Source organism: Pseudomonas sp. W5-01, from assembly GCF_046540435.1.
Lineage (GTDB): Bacteria > Pseudomonadota > Gammaproteobacteria > Pseudomonadales > Pseudomonadaceae > Aquipseudomonas > Aquipseudomonas graminis_B.
Map to the genome: position 1 here is coordinate 57742 of NZ_JAXCIP010000009.1, position 18938 is coordinate 76679.

General features: G+C 60.8%; 16 protein-coding genes, 4 tRNA genes and 1 pseudogene. 10 read left to right on the top strand and 11 right to left on the bottom strand.

What is annotated here, in order from left to right; translation table 11 throughout:
* Positions 1 to 24: 24 nt before the first annotated feature.
* Entirely contained in the window at positions 25 to 930 is a 906-nt protein-coding gene (locus SLW75_RS23630; protein WP_410935601.1) for a LysR family transcriptional regulator, read from the bottom strand.
* Positions 931 to 1141: 211 nt separating this feature from the next.
* On the opposite strand from SLW75_RS23630, the gene SLW75_RS23635 reads away from it, so the two are divergent.
* From SLW75_RS23635 to SLW75_RS23645, 3 genes are all read left to right on the top strand, one after another.
* On the top strand, positions 1142 to 1750 hold the full coding sequence (locus SLW75_RS23635; RefSeq protein WP_410935602.1) for a cysteine dioxygenase: 609 nt from the start codon (positions 1142 to 1144) through the stop codon (positions 1748 to 1750).
* Positions 1747 to 3327: a rhodanese-related sulfurtransferase gene (locus SLW75_RS23640; RefSeq protein WP_410935603.1), complete on the top strand. Its 1581-nt coding sequence runs from the start codon at positions 1747 to 1749 to the stop codon at positions 3325 to 3327. The genes SLW75_RS23635 and SLW75_RS23640 overlap by 4 nt, the downstream gene beginning before the upstream one ends.
* A 305-nt stretch (positions 3328 to 3632) precedes the next feature.
* The gene (locus tag SLW75_RS23645) at positions 3633 to 4655 is read left to right on the top strand and encodes an ABC transporter substrate-binding protein (RefSeq protein WP_410935604.1); all 1023 of its coding nucleotides are present in this window, start codon (positions 3633 to 3635) and stop codon (positions 4653 to 4655) included.
* Between the two features lie 121 nt (positions 4656 to 4776).
* Here SLW75_RS23645 and SLW75_RS23650 read toward each other — a convergent pair.
* The 4 genes from SLW75_RS23650 to SLW75_RS23665 all read right to left on the bottom strand — a co-directional run bounded on the left by SLW75_RS23650 (position 4777) and on the right by SLW75_RS23665 (position 5187).
* Positions 4777 to 4852, bottom strand: a tRNA-Gly gene (locus SLW75_RS23650).
* Positions 4853 to 4855: 3 nt separating this feature from the next.
* Positions 4856 to 4931: transfer RNA gene (locus tag SLW75_RS23655), tRNA-Glu, on the bottom strand.
* 102 nt (positions 4932 to 5033) lie between these two features.
* Positions 5034 to 5109 (bottom strand) — tRNA-Gly (locus SLW75_RS23660).
* A gap of 2 nt (positions 5110 to 5111) precedes the next feature.
* Positions 5112 to 5187 (bottom strand) — tRNA-Glu (locus tag SLW75_RS23665).
* A gap of 264 nt (positions 5188 to 5451) precedes the next feature.
* On the opposite strand from SLW75_RS23665, the gene SLW75_RS23670 reads away from it, so the two are divergent.
* Positions 5452 to 6225, top strand: a complete 774-nt coding sequence (locus tag SLW75_RS23670) for a hypothetical protein (RefSeq protein ID WP_065993078.1) — start codon at positions 5452 to 5454, stop codon at positions 6223 to 6225.
* 48 nt (positions 6226 to 6273) lie between these two features.
* On the opposite strand, the gene SLW75_RS23675 is transcribed toward SLW75_RS23670, so the two are convergent.
* Both SLW75_RS23675 and SLW75_RS23680 read right to left on the bottom strand, forming a co-directional pair.
* Positions 6274 to 6756 carry a GAF domain-containing protein gene (locus SLW75_RS23675; protein WP_065993077.1) on the bottom strand — a complete coding sequence of 161 codons (483 nt, stop codon included), beginning with the start codon at positions 6754 to 6756 and terminating at the stop codon, positions 6274 to 6276.
* Complete coding sequence (locus tag SLW75_RS23680; protein ID WP_065993074.1) at positions 6753 to 7646, bottom strand: ATP-binding protein; 894 nt, start codon at positions 7644 to 7646, stop codon at positions 6753 to 6755. The genes SLW75_RS23675 and SLW75_RS23680 overlap by 4 nt, the downstream gene beginning before the upstream one ends.
* 87 nt (positions 7647 to 7733) lie before the next feature.
* Here SLW75_RS23680 and SLW75_RS23685 point away from each other — a divergent pair, with 87 nt between their 5' ends.
* Positions 7734 to 10052 carry a response regulator gene (locus tag SLW75_RS23685; protein ID WP_410935673.1) on the top strand — a complete coding sequence of 773 codons (2319 nt, stop codon included), beginning with the start codon at positions 7734 to 7736 and terminating at the stop codon, positions 10050 to 10052.
* Positions 10053 to 10064: 12 nt separating this feature from the next.
* On the opposite strand, the gene SLW75_RS23690 is transcribed toward SLW75_RS23685, so the two are convergent.
* Both SLW75_RS23690 and msrB read right to left on the bottom strand, forming a co-directional pair.
* On the bottom strand, positions 10065 to 10565 hold the full coding sequence (locus tag SLW75_RS23690) for a glutathione peroxidase (RefSeq protein ID WP_065993071.1): 501 nt from the start codon (positions 10563 to 10565) through the stop codon (positions 10065 to 10067).
* A gap of 84 nt (positions 10566 to 10649) precedes the next feature.
* A complete protein-coding gene (gene msrB / locus SLW75_RS23695) occupies positions 10650 to 11048 on the bottom strand; it encodes a peptide-methionine (R)-S-oxide reductase MsrB (protein ID WP_065993070.1) in 399 nt (132 codons plus the stop codon).
* A gap of 192 nt (positions 11049 to 11240) precedes the next feature.
* On the opposite strand from msrB, the gene SLW75_RS23700 reads away from it, so the two are divergent.
* Both SLW75_RS23700 and htpX read left to right on the top strand, forming a co-directional pair.
* Positions 11241 to 12452, top strand: a complete 1212-nt coding sequence (locus SLW75_RS23700) for a pyridoxal phosphate-dependent aminotransferase (RefSeq protein ID WP_065993069.1) — start codon at positions 11241 to 11243, stop codon at positions 12450 to 12452.
* Between the two features lie 268 nt (positions 12453 to 12720).
* Positions 12721 to 13608, top strand: coding sequence for a protease HtpX (gene htpX / locus SLW75_RS23705; protein WP_037011815.1), 888 nt, complete (start codon positions 12721 to 12723; stop codon positions 13606 to 13608).
* Between the two features lie 74 nt (positions 13609 to 13682).
* Here htpX and SLW75_RS23710 read toward each other — a convergent pair whose 3' ends face one another.
* Positions 13683 to 14339 (bottom strand): thiopurine S-methyltransferase, encoded by a 657-nt coding sequence (locus tag SLW75_RS23710; RefSeq protein WP_410935605.1) that lies wholly within the window; start codon positions 14337 to 14339, stop codon positions 13683 to 13685.
* 105 nt (positions 14340 to 14444) lie between these two features.
* Here SLW75_RS23710 and SLW75_RS23715 point away from each other — a divergent pair, with 105 nt between their 5' ends.
* Positions 14445 to 15212: a DODA-type extradiol aromatic ring-opening family dioxygenase gene (locus tag SLW75_RS23715; RefSeq protein WP_410935606.1), complete on the top strand. Its 768-nt coding sequence runs from the start codon at positions 14445 to 14447 to the stop codon at positions 15210 to 15212.
* 315 nt (positions 15213 to 15527) lie between these two features.
* A pseudogene (locus tag SLW75_RS23720) lies at positions 15528 to 15632 on the top strand (dioxygenase); the annotation flags it as partial.
* A 415-nt stretch (positions 15633 to 16047) separates the two neighbouring features.
* Here the strand turns inward: SLW75_RS23720 and SLW75_RS23725 are convergent.
* Positions 16048 to 17724, bottom strand: coding sequence for a DEAD/DEAH box helicase (locus SLW75_RS23725; RefSeq protein WP_065993064.1), 1677 nt, complete (start codon positions 17722 to 17724; stop codon positions 16048 to 16050).
* A 415-nt stretch (positions 17725 to 18139) separates the two neighbouring features.
* Between SLW75_RS23725 and SLW75_RS23730 the strand changes: the two genes are divergently transcribed.
* On the top strand, positions 18140 to 18931 hold the full coding sequence (locus tag SLW75_RS23730; protein ID WP_410935607.1) for a crotonase/enoyl-CoA hydratase family protein: 792 nt from the start codon (positions 18140 to 18142) through the stop codon (positions 18929 to 18931).
* Positions 18932 to 18938 lie beyond the last annotated feature (7 nt).

An 18938-nucleotide genomic window follows, 5' to 3' on the forward strand; every position in this document is an offset into this window, starting at 1 on the left:
TTCAGGCCGAAACCGTCACAGCCCTCAAGCCGCATCCCGCTCCTGCTCCAGCGCATGCGCCACCACGCTACCGAAGGACGCCACCGGCGCCTGCAAGTTGCCGAGGAAGCGCGGGTAGATCAGCCACAGATCCATCACCGGCTTGAAATCCTTGAGCGGCATGACCACCAGTGAATCGCGGTGGACGCTGCGCTCCAGCAATGGATGCGGCACAAGACCCAGGCCCATGCCGTCGGCGACCAGCCCCAGTTGCAGCTCGGTGCCGAAGGTTTCCAGATTGACCTTCAGGCTCAACCCCTGGTCAGCCAAGGTGCGTTGCAGCCCGGCACGGAAACCGCAGCCGTCGGGGTTGAGCACCCAGCCCAGCGCGTAGCAGTCGGCCAGTTTCACCGGCTTTTTCGGCAGCGCGCTCTTGGCGCAGACCACCACCAGCTCCATCTTGCCGATGGACTCGCCAACGATGCCTTCGGGGAAGATCTTGCCCGCAGGGAACAGCGCCGCCGCTGCGTCCAGTTCGCCGTTCTCGATTTTGCCAATCAGGTGGCTGCCCCAGCCGGTAATCACTTGGGCGCGCAGGTCGGGAAATTGCCCGCGCAGGTGTTTCAGCGCATCCAGCAGCACGACGTCGCCGATGGTTTGCGGCACGCCCAGTCTGAGCAATCCGGTGGGCGGCGTGTCGCTGGCAACGAGTTCGCGTAACGAGTCCATTTCCCGCAGGATCGCCAGGCATTTCTGATAGACCTGATTGCCCATTGCCGTGGGCTTGAGCGGCTTGGTATTACGGTCGAACAACTCGACGCCCAGTGCCTGCTCGAAATTCTGCACCCGGCGCGTGATGGCCGGCTGGGTCAAGTCCAGGGATTCAGCGGCATGGCTGATTGACTGGCAGCGAATGACCGCCACGAAAGCATCGATGTCATCAATTTTCATTCGGATCGCACATGGAATAAGGGAAATAAGATAGGCAAAAATCATAATCGCCACAGAAGGCTGTAGATAGCCTCTGTTTAGCCACAGAACGGCCAGCAACCTGTGAGTCAGTTATCAGCTACGTTTTGGTTATAACCTAATCATCAATGAATCGCATATTAGGCGGCTCAATTATGCTTATATTGATCATACTTCTTTGTCCGGAGCCGACATGACCCACACCCGACACCCTAAACGACTCAGGGCGTTTATCGGCGCGCTGGCCGAGCTGATCGACAGCCATCCGGGGGAAGGCGACCTGCTCTCCCGGGGTGGCAAGCTGCTGGGGCAACTGGTCCGTTATGACGACTGGCTGCCGGAAGAGTTCGCCACTCCCGATCCGACGCGCTATCAACAGTTTCTGTTGCACGCCGACTCACGGCAGCGGTTTTCGGTCGTCAGCTTTGTGTGGGGACCGGGCCAGAGCACGCCGATTCACGACCACCGCGTCTGGGGCTTGATCGGCATGCTGCGCGGGGCGGAGTATTCCCAGGGGTTCGCCCGCAGCGCCGATGGCCGACTCGAACAGGAAGGCCCGGCGATCCGCCTGGAGCCCGGCCATGTCGAGGCCCTGTCCCCGCGTAGCAACGACATTCATCAGGTCAGGAATGCCTTCGACGATCAGGTGTCGGTCAGCATTCATGTCTACGGTGCCAACATTGGCGCCGTGAAGCGCGCCGTTTACCAGCCCGATGGTAGCGAAAAGCTATTCATCTCGGGTTATTCCAACGCCTTGCTCCCGAACATCTGGGATCTGTCCGAAGAGAACCAAGCCCAATGAGCCATAACACCCGTTCCTGCGCCGACATCCGCCGCGCCCTGCTCGCCCATGAAGAAGTCGCGCTGGTCGATGTCCGCGAAGAAGCTCCCTTCGCCGAAGCTCATCCGCTGTTCGCCGCCAACATCCCTTTGTCGAAGCTGGAACTGGAAGTGCTCGCGCGCATCCCCCGTCGCGACACCGCCGTGACGGTGTACGACAACGGCGAGGGTCTGGCCGAACGCGCCTTACAGCGCTTTCAGGGCCTGGGTTACAGCGACGTCAAGCTGCTTGAAGGCGGATTGCAGGGCTGGCGCGACGCCGGCGGCGAGGTGTTCATCGACGTCAATGTGCCGAGCAAGGCGTTCGGCGAACTGGTGGAGCACCATCGCCACACGCCGTCGCTGGCCGCCGAAGAGGTCAAGCAGTTGCTCGACGCCAAGGCCGACGTGGTGGTACTGGATGCGCGGCGGTTCGATGAATACCAGACGATGAGCATTCCCTCCGGGGTCAGTGTGCCCGGCGCCGAACTGGTGCTGCGCGCGCGCGAACTGGCACCCGATCCCAAGACCCGAATCATCGTCAACTGCGCCGGTCGTACGCGCAGCATCATTGGCACCCAGTCGCTGGTGAATGCAGGCCTGCCCAACCCGATTTCCGCCCTGCGCAATGGCACGATTGGCTGGCTGTTGGCCGGCCAGACCCTGGACCATGGGAAATCCCTGCGCTTCCCGCCGGTCAGTGATGCAACCCGGGAAGTCGCTCGGGCGGATGCGCGCAACGTGGCGGACAAAGCGCGAGTGAAACGCGCCAGCCGCGGGGACTTGCCGGTCTGGCAGGCCGAGACGACTCGCACGACGTACCTGTTCGATGTGCGCACGCCGGAAGAATTCGAAGCCGGCCATGTGCCCGGTGCCCGTTCGACGCCGGGCGGCCAGCTGGTGCAGGAGACTGACCATTACGCCAGCGTGCGCGGCGCGCGGATCGTGTTGCTGGATGACGACGGCGTGCGCGCAAACATGTCTGCTTCGTGGCTCGCGCAACTGGGCTGGGAGGTGTTCGTGGTGGACGACCTGCGCCCAGAGGATTTCAGCGAAGAAGGCGCCTGGAACGCGCCGAGTCCGCCCGCGCCGCAGGTCGAGGAGATCAGCGCGCAGACATTACGCGAGTGGCGCGAACACGGTGGCGCGGCGGTGCTGGATTTCACTGCCAGCGCCCACTACGTCAAGCAGCATATTCCCGGCGCCTGGTGGACACTGCGTGCCGACCTCGCCAACGCGCTGCAAAACACACCGGTGGCCGAGCGTTACGTGCTCACTTGCGGCAGCAGCAAACTCGCGCGGCTGGCCGTGCCGGAGGTCGAAGCGCTGACCGGCAAGCCGGTGTTTGTGCTGAAAGACGGTACCGCCAGTTGGGTGGCTGCAGGCTTTGAGCTTGAGCACGGCGAGAGCCATCTGGCCTCCCCGCGCATTGACCGCTACCGCCGGCCTTATGAAGGCACTGATGCGCCGCGTGAGGCGATGCAGGCGTATCTGGATTGGGAGTATGGACTGGTCGAGCAATTGGGCCGCGACGGGACCCACGGGTTTTATGTGATCTGAGCCACGCTGCATTCCCTCCCCTTGTAGGAGTGAGCTTGCTGACGAAAACGGCGTTCCAGTCGCTGAAAATTCAGCAAGCACGCCCGCCAACTCACGGGCAACCGCTCCTGCAAAAAACGCATTGCCTTAATATATCTATGCAATATATTTATAGAGTCAAGCCAGATAATCACAAAAGTACATAATTAGCATATAACCAAAAGATACTTCTATTCCATTTCTTATCGGCATATGGTCAATCCCCTTGCCAACCCCTTCTCCAGGCGGAGGCCGAGAACCCTTTTTCATGCCTGGAGAGACGCACCATGTCCGCCCCTTTCACTCCCCTGCTCCGCGCCCGACACGTGATACTCGGCGCACTGCTCGCATTATCATTCAGCCAGACCACACAGGCCGCCGAGCAACTCCAGCCGCTGCTCGTCGCCAACCAGAAGTCCGCGCTGAAGGTGCTGCTGGAGGTGTCCGGCGAGCTGAAGGACGTACCCTACGAGATCAAGTTTTCCGAATTTCCCTCGGCGTCGCCATTAGGTGAAGCCCTGAACGCGGGGGCCGTCGACGTCGGCGCGCTGGGCGACGCGCCGTATGTCTTTGCGCTGGGCGCCGGTGCGGCGTTGAAGGTCATCAGCATTACCCACGTCAGTGGGCGCTACACGACTGCGCTGATTGTGCGCAATGACTCGCCGGTCCATTCGGTTGCGGACCTCAAAGGCAAGCGCATCGTCACCGGTCGCGGCTCCATTGGTCATTACCTGGCGATTCGCGCGCTGAACGAAGCCGGCCTGAAGACCAGCGACGTGAACTTCGTTTACCTGTTACCCAGCGAGTCGCGGCTGATCCTCGACAACGGCGACGCTGACGCCTGGGCCACGTGGGCGCCCTACACCACCGTCGCCACGCAGAACGGCGCGCGGATTCTGCCCAACGGGCCGGACCTGCTGACCAACCATTCCTATCTCGCCGCCACCAGCAAGGCCATCGCCGACAAGCGCGTGCAACTGGACGATTTCGTGGTGCGCCTCGACCGCGCCTACCGCTGGGCCAACGCCCACCCGGCCGAATACGCCGCCGCCCAGACCAAGGTCACCGGCCTGCCGTTGGCCGTGCATCTGGCCGTCAACCAGGACACTAAAATGGAACGCGTGAGCATCGATGACGGCGTCATCAAGGGCTTGCAGAATACGGCGGACATCTACCAGCGCGAAGGCATCCTCAACAAACACGTCGACGTGTCCCATGGCTTCGACCCGGATTTCAATGCCATCCGCCTGGCCGCCGAGCCATCAGCCGAGCAAGCTGCCAGTCAGAACAATCCCCAAGCTGCGCGCTAAGGGAGCGGGCTAATTTGGAAGCCTGTGGAATGTGCAGAACAAAATCGATTTGAGGCGCGTGTGCGTTGTAAATCCCGCACACACAAAAACGCCGCTCTGTTGAGCGGCGCTTTTGAGAATTTGGAGCGGGAAACGAGACTCGAACTCGCGACCCCGACCTTGGCAAGGTCGTGCTCTACCAACTGAGCTATTCCCGCAAATGGCGTCCCCTAGGGGACTCGAACCCCTGTTACCGCCGTGAAAGGGCGGTGTCCTAGGCCACTAGACGAAGGGGACACAGCCTGGAACACCATGGTGTTGTGTTCCAGTTCCAGAAACACATCCGAAGACGCTTCCTGGTTTCACTCAACTTCGCCCGAAAGCAAAGCTGCTTAAAAATGGAGCGGGAAACGAGACTCGAACTCGCGACCCCGACCTTGGCAAGGTCGTGCTCTACCAACTGAGCTATTCCCGCAATGGCGTCCCCTAGGGGACTCGAACCCCTGTTACCGCCGTGAAAGGGCGGTGTCCTAGGCCACTAGACGAAGGGGACACGCTACAACATTCACTCCCTGCTACGCTCTGCTGTGTGCTTTACGCTGCAAGTGGCGCGCATTCTATGGATGGATATAGGGGTCGTCAACCCCTCAGTGAAAATATATTCAAATCAATGACTTCGCCCTCTATTTAGGCAAAGGACGGCCGATACACACGTGTCAGCCGCCATGGGCAATATCAGGCGGAGTGACAGGACCACCTTCCCGCGATAGTGGATAGCCACTACACTCGCGCAAATTACTTGATTGAGGCTTGTGCGGTGACACCACTCTTTATCACCTTCTTGGTTGTAGCAGGCATCGTGCTCCTCATTGCGGTGGGCTATCTGAATCATGTCGCAGAAGGCAAAAAGGTCGAGCGCGCGCGCAGCATGGTCGAGCTCAACGACCGGCTACGCCGCTGCAGCGAGCTGTCCGAAACCTTCCCCGGTCAGTTGATGACGCCACAGTTGAAGCTGCTGCTGGTTCGGCTGGAGCTGAACGTGGTCAAGCGCCTGCTCGCTCTGGAAAAAAGGAACAACCCGAATCTTCAGGAGCGCCAGTCTGAACTGGAAGCCCTGGTAGCGCAGGGCGACGCGATCACCGTCAGCAACCCGCCCAGCCCGATTCAAACCGAAGCCAAGGCCAAGGACGTGCGCTTTCTGCTGGAAGCCATGCACGGCCAGGTGACGCGAGCGGCCCACGACGGTTTCCTGCAAACGTCCGAAGCCAAGCAATGGATTCGCGAGATCCGCAACTTGCTGGTGCTGCTGCACATCGAGTTTTTCAACAACCTGGGCCAGCACGCGATGAGTCAGGAACAGCCCGGTCAGGCGCGTCTGGCCTTCGAGCGTGGCGTTCAGTACCTGAAAAACCAGCCTGAACCCGCGCCGTGGAAAAGCCACTTGCAGGCCATGGAGCGGCAATTGGCCAAGGCGAACTCCATGGTGCTGGACACCATTGCACCGACCGAAGACGACAACAACGAGCTGACCGAAGGGTTGCGCGTCGTGGACGCCGAGGCAGAGTGGAAAAAGAAAGCCATCTACGACTGATGGCTCGACACCGACGCACCGCGCCAAGCGGTGCGTCGGGGCTTCACATCAGCAATCGGTCGAATTCAGGAAAATCGCCGCCAGCCGTTCAATCCCCGCCTGATCTTCCTCGTTAAAGCGCCCGACGCTCGGGCTGTCCAGATCCAGAACCCCGATCAGCTGTCCATCCTTCACCAGTGGCACGACCAATTCGCTATTGGAAGCGCTGTCGCAGGCGATGTGGCCAGGAAACTCATGGACATCGACCACGCGCTGGGTTTCGCGGCTTTGTGCCGCCGTACCGCACACGCCCCTGCCGAACGGAATGCGCACGCAGGCGATCTGGCCTTGAAACGGACCCAGCACCAGCTCTTCGTTGCGGTTGAGGTAGAAGCCTGCCCAGTTCAGGTCGTCGAGCTGGGTATAAAGGAAGGCCGAGAACTGCGCGGCGTTGGCGATGAAGTCGCGCTCATCCGCCAGCAAGGATTCCAGTTGTGCAGCGAGCAGGCGGTAGCCATCAAGGCCCTCCCCTGCGGAATTCAAATCGATCATGCGTCTTGCTCCAGCATTTTCAAACCAACCCAGTAACGGGCGAACTGATACGCGCAACGGCCGTTGCGGTTGCCACGGCCGGTTGCCCAGCGCACGGCGTGAATCTCGAGCGCTTCATCGCGCTGCCATTGCAGGCCGGCCCTGATCGCCAGCTCGCCGATCCAGTGCTCCACCACATCCAGAAAATGCTCCTGAGTGAACGGATAGAACGACAGCCAAAGGCCGAAGCGGTCGGACAGCGCGATCTTGTCTTCGACGGCTTCACTCGGGTGAATCTCGCCGTCGTCACCGCGCTGCCAGTGAGCGTTGTCGCTCTCCTTCTCAGGCACCAAATGCCGGCGGTTGGAGGTGGCGTACAGCAGGACATTGTCAGGCGCCTGTTCCAGCGAGCCATCGAGCACGCTCTTGAGCACCCGGTAGTCGCCTTCGCCGGATTCGAACGACAGGTCGTCGCAGAACAATACGAAACGCTGGGGTGACTTCTGCAGTTGCTCGACCACGCGCGGCAGATCGCCCAAGTGGTCGCGCTCGATCTCGATCAGGCGCAGACCGGCCTTCGCGTGCTCGGCCAGCAACGCCCGGACCAGCGACGACTTGCCCGTCCCACGTGAACCCCAGAGCAGCGCGTGGTTGGCGGGCAGGCCGTCGATGAACTGCTGCGTATTGCGGCCCAGTTGCTCACGCTGGCGGTCAACGCCGATGAGGTCGGACAGGCGCATGTCCAGCGTGACGTCCAGTGGCATCAGGTAACCGCCGCGACCTTCGTGGACCCAGCGCGCGGCCAGGGTCGTTTCCCAGTCCACGGGCTGCCGAACGGCAGGCAAGAGAGGTTCGAGACGCGCCAGTACCGACTCGGCGCGCTCCAGAAATGCGTTCAATCGAGAATCCACGGTTTCTCCTTGATTTAACGGGTTAACGCGTGGCCGCGATCAGCTATGCTTGCCACGCGACGGACACAAGAAGTGACAGTGCCTTTTATGGATATAGCGATCACCCACCGGCTGTCATTCAAACAGGCCCGATTGACTGTGCTGATCGGCTTTGTATTGGGCACGCTGCTCAGTCTGTCTCAAATTGCGCTCGATTATGCCAGCGAAGACGCGTCCATCGATCGTGAAATTCGCTCCCTGCTGCAAATCAGTCATAACCCCGCCTCGCGCATTGCCTACAACCTGGATGCAGAACTCGCCCAGGAACTGACCCTCGGCCTGCTGCACTCCCCGGCCGTGGTCGGCGCGCGGCTGACCGATAACAACAACGTTCAGCTCGCTGCGGTATCACGGCCGCTGGCGAAAAGCGCCTACCGCATGGTCAGTGATTTTCTGTTCGGCGGGAGTCGGCAGTTCGAAGACGTGCTGCACCTGGACCATATCCCCGATGAGTCCATCGGCACCTTGCACCTGGACGTCGATACGTTCGCTTTCGGCAACCATTTTCTGCAGCGCGCCGGCATCACTCTGGTCAACGGCTTCGTGCGCAGCCTGGTGCTGGCCGGCCTGCTGCTGGCGCTGTTCTATTTCACGTTGACCAAACCGCTGACGGGCATGATCCGTGCGCTGTCGGAACGTGATCCGCGCAGCCCCGTTCAACCTCCGGTGCCCTGCCCACCCGGCCACGAAGATGACGAAATCGGCGTGTTGGTGGCGGTCACCAATCGGCAGTTCGAGAGCGTTGCCAGTGAGTTTGCGCAGCGGCGGGAGGCTGAGAACCGGCTGACCGATCACCTCAACGAGCTGGAAGACATCGTCTCCGCGCGCACCCAGCAGCTCGAATCCAGCAATGCCCGGCTCAGCCAGTCAAACGAAGAACTGCAGATTGCGCGCAGCACGGCGCTGGACATGGCCCACGCGCGCTCGGCGTTTCTCGCCCACATGAGCCATGAAATCCGCACGCCGCTCAACGGCTTGCTGGGCATGCTGGCGTTGTCCCTCGATGGCCCGCTCAGCGCAGAGCAGCGCCAGCAGCTGTCCATTGCCCACGACTCGGGCAAGGTGCTGGTCGAACTGCTGAATGACATTCTCGACCTGTCGAAATTCGACGCCGGTCAGGTGGAGCTCGAGCGCATTCCGTTCGACCTGGCCGCCTTGATCGAAGACACCGCCAGCCTGCTGTCGCAAAACGCGGCGCCGAACGTCGAGCTGACCTGCCTGATCGACCCGCGCTTTCCGGCGTCCGTGCTGGGTGACCCGACGCGGGTGCGGCAGATCGTCAGCAACCTGCTCTCCAACGCGCTCAAGTTCACCCGCGCCGGGCGTGTGGATGTGCGGCTGGGTCAGTATGGCGACCGCGTGCGCATCGAGGTGTGCGACACCGGCATCGGCATCGCCCAGGACGCCCAGGCGAAGATCTTTCAGCCATTCACCCAAGCCGAAGCCGCGATCACCCGGCAGTACGGCGGCACCGGCTTGGGCCTGACCCTGACCCATAACCTGACCGATGCCATGAACGGGCAATTGAGTATCGAATCCGCCGTGGGCGTCGGCAGCCGCTTCCGTGTGGATCTGCCGCTGCCGGCGCACACGCCGGCGCTGAAATGGCCAATGCTCAAGGGCAAAGTGCTGGTGGCCAGTGACGCGAACAGCGGGTTGCTGGAAATGCTCAGCCGGCTGCTGCCGGAATGGGGCGTGACCTGTCAGCCGCTGGCGGACGGCGCGGCGCCCGATGCCGGTGCGGACTTGCTGATCAGCGATTGCCCGCAATGCCTGGTGGCCATCCGAGAAGCGTGCACGGTGCCGGTCTTGCTGGTGACGGCGTACGGCAACTTCATGCCCGGCGAGCAGGTGGCGGCACTGGCGCCGCTGCAACAGCAGGCGCGGCCACTCTCGCGCACTGTGTTGCATCAAAGCCTGGCGCGCATTCTGGACGCCGACGGTCAGGCAGGTATCCGCCAGGAACAGGGCGACCCTTCACCCACCCATCGGGCGCGTATCCTGCTGGTGGAGGACAACCCGGTGAATCAGCTGGTGGCGAAAGGCATGCTCGGCAAGCTGGGCTGCGATGTGGTCGTCAGCAGCAATGGCGCCGAAGCCCTGCAGCAGCTTGAGCAGGATCACTTCGATCTGGTGCTGATGGACTGCAATATGCCGGTGATGAACGGCTATGACGCGACGCGACGAATCCGGGAGAACGAGCGCTGGTCGGGTCTGCCGATCATCGCGCTGACGGCCAACGCGATGCCGGAAGAGCGTGAACACTGCAAGGCCGCGGGCATGAGCGACTACCTGGCCAAGCCTTTTCGTCGCGAGGAATTGATGGCGTTGCTGGATCAGTGGATCCCGGTAGAACTGCCGCATTAAACGCTGCACCGATCAGCCGGCCGCTTGTTCCTTCAGCAGCGCTTCGATGTCAGCCTTGATGTCTTCCGGCTTGGTCAGTGGGGCGTAACGTTTGACCAGCTTGCCGTCGCGGCCTACCAGGAACTTGGTGAAATTCCACTTGATGCCTTCCGAACCGAGCAAGCCCGGCGCGCGCTTCTTGAGCTGCACGAACAGCGGGTGGGCATGGCTGCCGTTGACGTCGATCTTATTGAACAGCGGAAAACTCACCCCGTAGTTCAGTTCGCAAAAGTCGGAAATCGAACCTTCGTTGCCAGGCTCCTGCTTGCCGAACTGGTTGCACGGAAAGCCCAGCACCACCAGTCCGCGATCCTTGTAGCCCTGCCACAATTCCTCAAGGCCCTTGTATTGCGGCGTGAAACCGCACTTGCTGGCGGTATTCACCACCAGTAGCGCCCTGCCGCCGAAGTCAGCCAGGGTCTTTTGTTCGCCCTTGATCGTTTGCACCGGAATGTTCAGCAATTCGTCGCTCATAGCGATGCCTCGATTGAGTAAACCGCAACGCTAGCGCGCCATTGTCTGGCGCGCTATCCCATTGTTACCGGTGATAGGCCTGCATCAGGCGTTGCGTGGCACCAGGTCCAGGCACACGGAGTTGATGCAGTACCGCAGACCAGTAGGCGGTGGGCCATCCGGAAACACGTGGCCGAGGTGAGCGTCGCACTTGCTGCAGACCACTTCGGTGCGAATCATGCCATGACTGACGTCGCGCACTTCGACCACTGCGCTGCCTTCCAGCGGGGCGTAGAAGCTCGGCCAGCCGCAGCCCGAATCGAACTTGGTCTTGGAGTCGAACAGCGGCTCGTTGCAGCAGATGCAGTGGTAAACGCCGTCGGTCTTGGTCTCGTTGTATTTGCCGCTGAATGGACGCTCCGTGCCCTTCAGCCGGCAGACGTTGAACTGCTCGGGATCGAGCATCGCTTTCCATTCTTCAAGGGTTTTATCCAGCTTAGCCACGGGTAGACCTCCGTAAATGAAAAAGCCCGATCTGTGTCTTTTCCACGGATCGGGTGGCACGTATGATTGCGCCTTCGTTGGACGCCAGTCTGTCACCCGCGTTTCTCGCGTACAAACCCATTTTGATGGCGTCATGCTCAACGGTCCGCGCTTCTTCTTACAGCGGGCCGTCTCTTTTCGGGACCAATCACCATGCAGTTCAGCAAATCGAACAAGCTCGCCAACGTCTGCTACGACATTCGCGGGCCGGTGCTCAAGCACGCCAAGCGCCTGGAAGAGGAAGGCCATCGCATCCTCAAGCTGAACATTGGCAACCCGGCGCCGTTTGGTTTCGAGGCGCCGGACGAAATTCTGCAGGACGTCATCCGCAACCTGCCCATGGCCCAGGGTTACAGCGATTCCAAGGGCCTGTTCAGCGCGCGCAAGGCGGTGATGCAGTACTACCAGCAGAAGCAGGTCGAAGGTGTCGGCATCGAAGACATCTATCTGGGCAACGGCGTCTCGGAACTGATCGTGATGTCGATGCAGGCCCTGCTCAACAACGGCGACGAAGTGCTGGTTCCTGCGCCGGACTACCCGTTGTGGACCGCCGCCGTTGCGCTGTCCGGCGGCAACCCGGTGCATTATCTGTGCGACGAGCAGGCCAACTGGTGGCCTGATCTGGAGGACATGAAGGCCAAGATCACGCCGAACACCAAAGCGATGGTGATCATCAACCCGAACAACCCGACCGGCGCCGTTTATTCCCGCGAAGTGTTGCTGGGGATGCTGGAGATTGCCCGTCAGCACAATCTGGTGGTCTTCTCCGACGAAATCTACGACAAGATTCTCTACGACGACGCCGTGCACATCTGCACCGCCTCGCTGGCACCGGACCTGCTGTGCCTGACTTTCAACGGGCTGTCGAAATCCTATCGCGTGGCGGGCTTCCGTTCGGGCTGGATCGCGATTTCCGGGCCCAAGCACAACGCGGTCAGCTATATCGAAGGCATCGACATCCTGGCAAACATGCGTCTGTGCGCCAATGTGCCGAGCCAGCACGCGATCCAGACCGCGCTGGGTGGTTATCAGAGCATCAATGACCTGATCCTGCCGCCGGGCCGTCTGCTGGAGCAGCGCAACCGGACCTGGGAATTGCTCAATGATATTCCGGGTGTGAGCTGCGTGAAGCCGATGGGCGCGCTGTATGCCTTCCCGCGCATCGACCCGAAAGTCTGCCCGATCCACAACGACGAGAAGTTTGCGCTGGACCTGCTGCTGTCGGAAAAGCTGCTGATCGTTCAGGGCACGGCGTTCAATTGGCCGTGGCCGGACCATTTCCGCGTGGTGACGCTGCCGCGTGTGGATGATCTGGAGCAGGCCATTGGCCGGATCGGCAACTTTTTGAAGACCTACAAGCAGTAACGCAGCGTGCTGCAAGCGCCGGCTTTTGGATGAACGCTGGTGATGATTGACGACGATGTTGTCTGACTCACCGGGTTCGCCCCCAAGCCGGCTGCTGTTGTTCCGGGGGCCAGTCGCACCGCCCTCACCCTCTTGCCGATGAGGCTTTTCGCCAGCGCGACAGCAAACGACACAGTTTGAAATGATCGCCCGGTTGAATACACCCCGACATCACCTTATATACCCCCGCAGTACGTTACATATTCTTCCCGAGGAGAAACTCTTAACCATGATGCGCATTTTGCTGTTTTTGGCCACTAACCTTGCGGTCGTGCTGATTGCCAGCATCACCTTGAGCCTTTTTGGCTTCAACGGGTTCATGGCGGCCAACGGGGTTGATCTGAACCTCAATCAGCTGCTGATCTTCTGCGCTGTGTTCGGTTTCGCCGGTTCGCTGTTCTCGCTGTTCATCTCCAAGTGGATGGCGAAGATGAGCACAGGCACCGAGATCATCACCCAACCCCGCACCCGTCATGAGCAATGGCTGCTGCAGACCGTGGAACAACTGTCCCGCGATGCAGGCATCAAGATGCCGGAAGTGGGTATTTTCCCTGCCTACGAGGCCAATGCCTTTGCCACCGGCTGGAACAAGAACGACGCGCTGGTCGCGGTCAGCCAGGGCCTGCTGGAGCGTTTTTCGCCCGATGAAGTGAAAGCAGTGCTGGCTCACGAGATCGGTCACGTTGCCAACGGCGACATGGTGACGCTGGCGCTGGTCCAGGGCGTGGTCAACACCTTCGTCATGTTCTTCGCCCGAATCATCGGCAACTTCGTCGACAAGGTGATCTTCAAGAACGAAGAAGGCCGTGGCATCGCGTTCTACATCGCGACCATCTTCGCCGAAATCGTGCTGGGTTTCCTCGCCAGCGCCATCGTCATGTGGTTCTCGCGCAAGCGTGAATACCGTGCCGACGACGCCGGTGCCCGCCTGGCCGGCACCGGCGCGATGATCAGCGCGCTGCAGCGTCTGCGTTCGGAACAGGGCGTTCCGGTGCAAATGCCCGAAAGCATGACGGCGTTCGGTATCAACGGTGGTTTGAAGCACGGCCTGGCCGGGCTGTTCATGAGCCACCCGCCGCTGGAAGAGCGCATCGAGGCGCTTCGTCGCCGCGGTTGATTGTGTAGAGGCTGCATCCAGAAAGGGCGACGTGAAGTCGCCCTTTTCTTTTGTGCTGATTTCTTTGCGCTGCGCTATCGGCGATACAGCCGATACGCATATTCCATGAGGGACGTCGCGCCCGCCTGCCTGAACTTCACACCCTCCTCCAGCACGTCCAGATCCGCGACGCGCTTGACTCGCCAGTCCGGGGAGAGCAACTGCAGCACCTCGTCCTCATCCACGGAGAACGGCGGGCCGGCAATCAACGACTGATCGTAATCCAGCGTCACCAGCAAGCCGCAGGCATCGTTCGACAACAGATGATTGAGCTGTTTGACGTAACGCCAGCGCAGGTCCGGCGGCAGCGCGATCAGGGCGGCTCGGTCGTAGAATGCGGTGCAGTCGCCAACGTCTTCCGGCGTGAGGGCAAAGAAGTCGCCGCACCAGATCTCGCAGCCCTCCCCACGATAGACCTTGAGCGCGCCACGCTCTTCAATCGTGGGCTGCCAGCCGTTCTCGCTGAAGAAGCCGGCCACCGCTATCTCAGACAATTCCGCGCCCACCACGTGAAACCCCTGGTTGAGCAGCCAGACCATGTCGATGCTTTTGCCGCACAACGGTACCAGCACGCGCTCCCCTGGCATGGCGGTGAGCTCTGGCCACAGGCGCAACAGGTGCGGATTCACAGACGCCTGATTGAAACCGATCTGATTGATCGCCCAGCGCTCATGCCAAAAACGCGGCTCCATAGACACTCCTGATATCCCGATCAAAACGGACGAAAACTTATATTAGATTTAGATGGATGCACTGCCCGATGATGCCACTCACCTTATACGCTCAGGACACTGCAAATGCTGCCTAGCCTGTTCATTTCCCACGGCTCGCCCATGCTTGCCCTCGAACCGGGCGAGAGCGGGCCGGCGCTCGCGCGTCTGGCCGCCTCCCTGCCGCGCCCCAAGGCCATCGTGATGGTCTCGGCGCACTGGGAAAGCAACGAGCTGCTGGTCAACGGCAATCCGCAGCCGGAGACCTGGCATGACTTCGGTGGCTTCCCCCCTGCACTCTTCGCCGTGCAGTACCCGGCGTCCGGCATGCCGGAGCTGACGCAGCGCGTGCTGGAACTGCTGACAGAGGCTGACCTGCCGGCGCGCATGAACACCGAGCGACCGTTCGACCATGGGGTTTGGGTGCCATTGTCGTTGATGTACCCGCGGGCGGACATTCCCATCGTGCAGGTTTCACTGCCCACGCGGATGGGCCCTGCCCTGCAGACACGCGTTGGGCAGGCGCTGAATCGGTTGCGTGAGGAAAACGTTCTGCTGATCGGCTCTGGCAGCATCACCCATAATTTGCGCGAGCTGGACTGGCAGGCGGGACCTGAGAGCATCACGCCCTGGGCCCTCGCATTCCGCGACTGGATGGTGGAAAAGCTCGCGGCGGACGACCTGGAAGCGCTGCACGACTATCGAAATCAGGCACCCAACGCCGCGCGCAACCACCCGACCGATGAACACCTGCTGCCGCTGTATTTCGCGCGGGCGGCGGGCGGACAGTTCAGCATTGAGCATCAGGGCTTCACCATGGGTGCGTTGGGGATGGACATCTATCGGTTTGGTTGAGGGGGTTGGTTTTGTCCCCGTGGACCGGCTTCAGCCGGGAAGCGCACTTATAGCGCACTTATAGGGGACTGATTTATTTCGACTTATAGGGGACTGATTTATTTACAGCGCTTCATCGTAAATTAATCTGTCCCCGGTCAGTTGTGTGGCAACCGACGCCTTCCCGGCTGAAGCCGGTCCTACCCAACCAAAACCCACTCGGCCTGGTGCCTCCCCCTCCGTCTATGGGATCGGCGCCAAGACAAAACGGGGACAGATTAATTTACGGTGAAGCGTTGTAAATAAATCAGTCCCCTTCAAATAAGTGCCCTTCAAATACTGCCGCTGTATTTCGCGCGGGCGGCGGGCGGACAGTTCAGCATTGAGCATCAGGGCTTCACCATGGGTGCGTTGGGGATGGACATCTATCGGTTTGGTTGAGGGGGCTGGTTTTGTCCCCGTGGAGCGGCTTCAGCCGGGAAGCGCACTTATAGGGGACCACTTATAGGGGACTGATTTATTTACAGCGCTTCATCGTAAATTAATCTGTCCCCGGTCAGTTGTGTGGCATCCGACGCCTTCTCGGCTGAAGCCGGTCCTACCCAACCAAAACCCACTCGGCCTGGTGCCTCCCCCTCCGTCTATGGGATCGGCGCCAGAGACAAAACGGGGACAGATTAATTTACGGTGAAGCGTTGTAAATAAATCAGTCCCCTTCAAATATACAAATAGTTGTAAATAAATCAGTCCCCTTCAAATAGTCATCCAAACGCAGTACTAGCCCCCAAATCCCACGCAAAAAAAATCCCCGAACCAGTCGGGGATTTTTTATTCAGACGATCAGCTCAAGAGCGGATCAGTCCTCACGATAGCGACGCAGCTTCAGCTGCTTGCCGGCAACGCGGGTGTCTTTCAGCTTGGCCAGCAGGCGCTCGAGACCGTCTTCCGGCAGTTCGACGAGGCTGAAGCTGTCACGCACCTGGATGCGACCGATTGCTTCACGAGCCAGGCCACCTTCGTTGAGGATGGCGCCCAACAGGTTTTTCGCAGCGATGCCGTCACGGGCACCCAGCGCGGTACGGCAGCGAGCACGGCCTTCGGCCAACGGCACCGGGGCACGACGTTCGCGGTCGCCACGATCAGGACGGTCGCCAGCTGGACGCTCCGGACGATCACCACGTGGCGCGTTGTTCGGCACCAGTGGGCGTTCTTTCTCGATCGCGCCCAGGGTCAGCGCCTGACCGTTGGTGGCCTTGCGCAGCAGAGCAGCGGCCAGGGCACGCGGGGTGCAACCGATGTCGGCAGTCAGGCGGTCCAGCAGTTCGCCATGGCTTGCTTCGGCATCAGCGACCAGCGGCGACAGGCTGTTGGTCAGTTTCTTGATGCGGGCATCGAGAACGGCCTGGGAGTCCGGCAGGCGGACTTCGGCGATTTTCTGACCGGTCATGCGCTCGATCACTTGCAGCATGCGACGCTCACGCGGGGTGACCAGCAACAGGGCGCGACCTTCGCGACCGGCACGACCAGTACGGCCGATACGGTGAACGTAGGCTTCCGGGTCGTACGGCATATCAACGTTGAACACGTGAGTGATGCGCGGAACGTCCAGACCACGGGCAGCAACGTCAGTCGCAACAACGATGTCCAGACGGCCATCCTTGAGGGAGTCGATGACGCGTTCACGCTGGTTCTGGGCGATGTCGCCGTTCAGCGCAGCAGCCTTGTAGCCTTTGGCTTCAAGGGCGCTGGCCAAATCCAGAGTGGCCTGTTTGGTGCGCACGAACATGATCAGGGCGTCGAAATCTTCGACTTCCAGCAGGCTCAGTACGGCAGAGGTCTTCTGGTCAGCGTGAACCAGCAGGTGAGCCTGCTCGATCGCGGTAACGGTCTGGGTCTTGCTCTGGATCTTGACGTGCTTCGGGTCTTTCAGGTGACGCTCGGCGATCGCGCGGATCGACTGCGGCAGGGTCGCCGAGAACAGCACGGTCTGACGGGTTTCAGGCATGGCCTTGAAGATGACTTCGAGGTCATCCATGAAGCCCAGCTTGAGCATTTCGTCGGCTTCGTCGAGAACCAGGTGGTTCACGGTGGCAAGGACTTTCTCGTCACGACGCAGGTGGTCACACAGACGACCCGGGGTGGCGACGACAATCTGAGCGCCGTTGCGAATGGCTTTCAGCTGTGGGCCCATCGGCGCGCCGCCGTAGACAGCCACAACGGTCACGCCCGGCATTTGCTTGGCGTAGGTTTCGAACGCCGTGGCCACTTGCAGGGCCAGCTCACGAGTCGGCGCGAGGATCAGCGCTTGCGGCTCGCGTTTCGCCGGGTCGATCAGGCTCAGGATGGGCAGAGCGAAGGCGGCGGTTTTACCGGTACCTGTCTGCGCCTGGCCGATCATGTCGTGACCGGCGAGGATGATTGGAATCGATTGCTGCTGGATGGCCGAAGGCTCTTCGTAGCCGGTGGCTACTACAGCTGCAACAATTGTCGGGTGAAGGTTAAGAGCGGCGAAGCCGCCGGTTTCCTGGGTCATGGGTCTGCCTCTGAGTGCATCCGCAAAGACCCATGCTTCAAAGCTGCGCGTGCCGTGTAAGACCCTAGAGTCACCCTGGCTGCTTTGTCGGCGGGGATTTGCGAAAACGTATTGATGAATGGATCGTCATGGGTGGTTCGTGACCGAACCGGTTCGAGAAGATGGCTTCGCGAACCCATACCGTGACGAGGGCCCTATGAAAGGCCGGCGCGCACTATACCGGAAATGCTGAAATAAGTGAGGATTTTTTTCGCTAATCAGCCCCTTGCGGCCAACTGTCACAGGCTTTGCGCAAAGCTGCGTCAGTGTCTACTTTTCATGTGCCCGGTATCGGTAGCGGGCAGAGCTTAAACGATTCACCCAGACAGTGCGACACCCCACCCTCCCTTTCTCCTCATCTGCAGGAAACAGCGACATGACCTCTTCGATCAAAGGCCACGTCAGCCGGGAACAGCGCGGCGCAATCATGCTCATCGGCCTGGACCGCGCCGCAAAACGCAACGCCTTCGACCTGGATATGCTCAACCAGCTGAGCCTGGCCTACGGGGAGTTCGAGCGTAACGACCAGGCGCGGGTCGCGGTGGTGTTTGCCCACGGCGACCATTTCACAGGCGGGCTCGATCTGGCCAAGGCCGGCCCGGCACTGAGAGAAGGCTGGACGCTCCCGCCCGGCGGTTACGATCCCTGGGGTCTGTCGGTCGGTCCGCGGGTCAGCAAGCCGGTGATCGTCGCGGCCCAGGGCTGGTGCCTGACCCTGGGCATCGAGCTGATGCTCGCCGCTGATATCAACCTGTGCGCGAGCAACGCCCGCTTCGCCCATCTGGAAGTGCAGCGCGGCATTTTCGCCTTTGGTGGCGCGACCCTGCGGCTGCACCAGATCGCGGGCTGGGGCAATGCCATGCGCTGGCTGCTGACGGGCGATGAATTCGACGCCCACGAAGCCTGCCGCATGGGCCTGGTGCAGGAGGTGATGGCCCCGGAAGACCTACTGCCCTCGGCGTTGCGCCTGGCCCGGCACATCGCCGACCGGGCACCCCTGGGAGTCCGCACCACCCTGGAGTCCGCGCGTCAGGCTGTGCTCGAGGGTGAAAGCGTCGCGGCGAAGGCGTTGCCGGCGCTGGTCCGGCGGGTGCTCGACAGCGAAGACGCCAAGGAAGGCCTGCAGGCGATGATGGAAAAACGCACCCCGGTGTTCAAAGGCTGCTAATCAGAGT